Below are 3,511 nucleotides of genomic sequence, written 5' to 3'. Positions count from 1 at the left end.
GGACCTGTATGAAGAGGTCAGCTATCAGGGCACCGCACAGGTGCTGGCGGAGCATGATGTGGCCACACTGCGCACCCCCCTGGGGCAGTGGGCAGAGCAGTCGGCGAAGATGAACGGCCTGAGACTGCTGAGCTATACGGAGTATGACCCGGGTGATATCAGCACGGATTACCGTCTGTACCGTGACAGCTACCGCGTGGAGGATGTTCCGGACCTGAGCGTGGATTATCAGGCGGCCTCCCGGTATATCCGGGGTACGGCACTGGGTGAGAATGACGTGGTGGTGCGGGTGCGGCTGACGCCGGATGACACGACGCAGCGGGTGGTGATGAGTGCGTTCCAGCGCTTCCCGCAACTGAGCGGGTATGCAACGGCGTCGCTGACGGTGAACGGCGTGGCGGAAGAAGGCGTACTGGTGGTGTTTGACAAAACGCAGCCGGTGACGACGGTGGCCGTTCAGGCGGGCGTGCTGAATGAGGATGGCACGGCGGACTTTCAGGTGAGCACGACGGTGAGGGCGGTCTGGAGTGAGAGCCGGCAGGAGCCGCTGCTGACGCTGGATGACAATGCGCCGGCAGACTGGCAGTTCCTGAGCATGCAGGCAACCGGGAATGCAGGGGAATTTACCACCCTGCTGACCGGGGCCTTCCCGTCAGCGGCATATATTGACAGTGTCACATCAGATAAAAACAGCATTGTTGATACCGGCAAGGACGTGGCCACCCTGACCGCTCTGGTGCTGGATGGTCAGGGGAATGTTATGGAAGGCGTGGCCGTCAGCTGGAGCACCACACTGGGGACGTTAACATCACTGTCGTCGGTAACCAACGCCAGTGGCCAGGCGAGCACTCAGCTGACGGCTGACCAGGAAGGGACTGCCACCGTAACGGCACAGCTGGATAATGGCAGCCGCGCCACACTGACCATTACCGTGGAGGATAAATCGGTCAACTATGTGGTCCATAGCCTGACCAGTGACAAGGACAGCATCGTTAATGATGGTACTGATGCGGCGACGCTGACGGCGATCGTCTATGACGATGGTGGAAGCATAGTGACCGGCGCGACGGTTTACTGGAGTACAACCCTGGGCTCAGTGACCCCGGCGACATCGGTGACGGGGGCTGACGGAAAGGCAACCTCCACCCTGACGGACAGCGGGGATACCGGCACGACGCAGGTGACGGCTTCTCTGGATAACGGCAGCACTAAAACGATCGGCATCACCGTGGAAGACAGGTCTGTCGGTTATATCATTCAGAGCCTGACCAGTGACAAGGACAACATCGTTAACGATGGTACTGATGCGGCGACGCTGACGGCGATCGTCTATGACGATGGTGGAAGCATAGTGACCGGCGCGACGGTTTACTGGAGTACAACCCTGGGCTCAGTGACCCCGGCGACATCGGTGACGGGGGCTGACGGAAAAGCAACCTCCATCCTGACGGACAGCGGGGATACCGGCACGACGCAGGTGACGGCTTCTCTGGATAACGGCAGCACTAAAACGATCGGCATCACCGTGGAAGACAGGTCTGTCAGTTATATCATTCAGAGCCTGACCAGTGACAAGGACAGCATCTTTAATGATGGTACTGATGCGGCGGCGCTGACGGCGACCGTTCATGACGGTAGTGGAAACATGGTGGCCGGCGCGACGGTTTACTGGAGTACAACCCTGGGCTCAGTGACCCCGGCGACATCGGTGACGGGGGCTGACGGAAAGGCAACCTCCACCCTGACGGACAGCGGGGATACCGGCACGACGCAGGTGACGGCTTCTCTGGATAACGGCAGCACTAAAACGATCGGCATCATCGTGGAAGACAGGTCTGTCAGTTATATCATTCAGAGCCTGACCAGTGACAAGGACAGCATCGTTAACGATGGTACTGATGCGGCGACGCTGACAGCAACGGTAGTAGATGCAAACGGGGTTGTTGTAGAAGGGGTAATAGTGAGCTGGAGTACTTCTGTGGGAACACTGAGTGAGTCTGAATCAGTGACAAATACCGCAGGACAAGCCACTACGCAATTAACATCAACAGATGATGGGACTGCTCTGGTTGTTGCTGTACTCGACAACGGTAATACAGCGGATACCAGTGTCGTTGTTTCTGCTATCGATATTAATAGTCTGGTAAGCGATAAAGATTCCATCTCCGACAGTGGGGACGATGTTGCAACCCTGACGGCAACGGTCACAAATGAGCAAGGGGCCCCGGTTACTGAGGTGATGGTAAACTGGAGTACCACAGTGGGTGTATTGAGTGTATCAAGCTCCGTGACGAATGCGGAAGGAAAAGCCGTCGTACAACTGACATCAACAGACGTTGGAACAGCTTTAATCTCGGCGAGGCTGAACAATGGAGCTGAAGCCACAGCCTCAGTATCAATCTACAGCCCGGTGTTTATTGAAACTCTCGTTAGTGACAAGACGCAGGTTCTCGTTGATGGGAAGGATAATGCAACGATCACGGCAACAGTAACAGATGATAAGGGACAGCCTGCTTCAAATGTTGTTGTCCACTGGAGTTCTACGGGGGGGACACTCTCATCAGAAAGTGTAAGTACTGGCTCTAACGGAGAAGCCAAAACAAGTTTTTCTTCAAACATCGAAGGTGATTTTATTGTAACAGCCATGCTTGATAATGGTGACAATAAAAACATCGATATTGCTGGAATTGTGCAAGCAACAAGCTTTCCTGCCTTTTCAGCTTCAAATGTCAGGGTTGGTAATTCAACAGGTACTATTGCTTTTGATCTGGCGACACATGATTATCCTGGAGGCATAAATTTTGTATTTAAATTCTATACGACTCCCGTCAGTGGCAATAACCCGGGAAGTCCGGTGACAACTGTATATTTAACGGATACAACAAACGTAGTGCTATATGATAGCAAATACTCTGTGGCCAGCGAATATATCATGCAGGATGCATTTACAGAACTGAATGGTTCTTCTTCTGATACGACTGCCACACTCAATATCATTGTTGAAAACCTTTATCTCGATGGAGGAAGCTGGCAGGGAGGATATATAACGTGTGAATATCAACCAAATGCAGGATTAGGACCATGGACTGCATGTCCTGATATTTTCATTCCTGCTTTAGGTTAAGTTTGTAGCGTTACAATAATATCCAGAAACTGATCATTAACCCCGGACCGGCTCCCGTAGTCGGTCTTTTTATTGGACTCCACTCCTGAAAAAATCGCTACGCACGGTTCTGTACTACCGGGAAGCAATGGGACACAGCTCAGCCTGGCTGGGTATACCTTCATAACCAGGCCAAATGTAATACTTCAGCGGCAAAATTCTAAGTGACCAGAACGAGGCTAACGGCGGCATTTAGCACTTCGCTTATCTCTGTGTTATCGGGCAAAAAACACCCACTGCCGGGGTGCATTTGGGACAATGCGACAGCCCCGCCGTGCCTATGCTGCTCCTGCCTTCATCATTAACCTGATTACAGAGAGCCCATCATGAATCCTGAGAGCCTGCAGA

1 protein-coding gene is annotated in these 3,511 nt (G+C 53.2%); it reads left to right on the top strand.

Annotated features, from left to right (window positions below; translation table 11 throughout):
• Positions 1-58 precede the first annotated feature (58 nt).
• Positions 59-3,124 (top strand): beta strand repeat-containing protein, encoded by a 3,066-nt coding sequence (locus ACLW56_RS24880; RefSeq protein ID WP_330986280.1) that lies wholly within the window; start codon positions 59-61, stop codon positions 3,122-3,124.
• Positions 3,125-3,511 lie beyond the last annotated feature (387 nt).

The organism is Pantoea sp. sgz302252 (assembly GCF_047713085.1).
Taxonomy (GTDB): domain Bacteria; phylum Pseudomonadota; class Gammaproteobacteria; order Enterobacterales; family Enterobacteriaceae; genus Scandinavium.
This window is presented reverse-complemented; position numbering and strand designations above follow the sequence as displayed.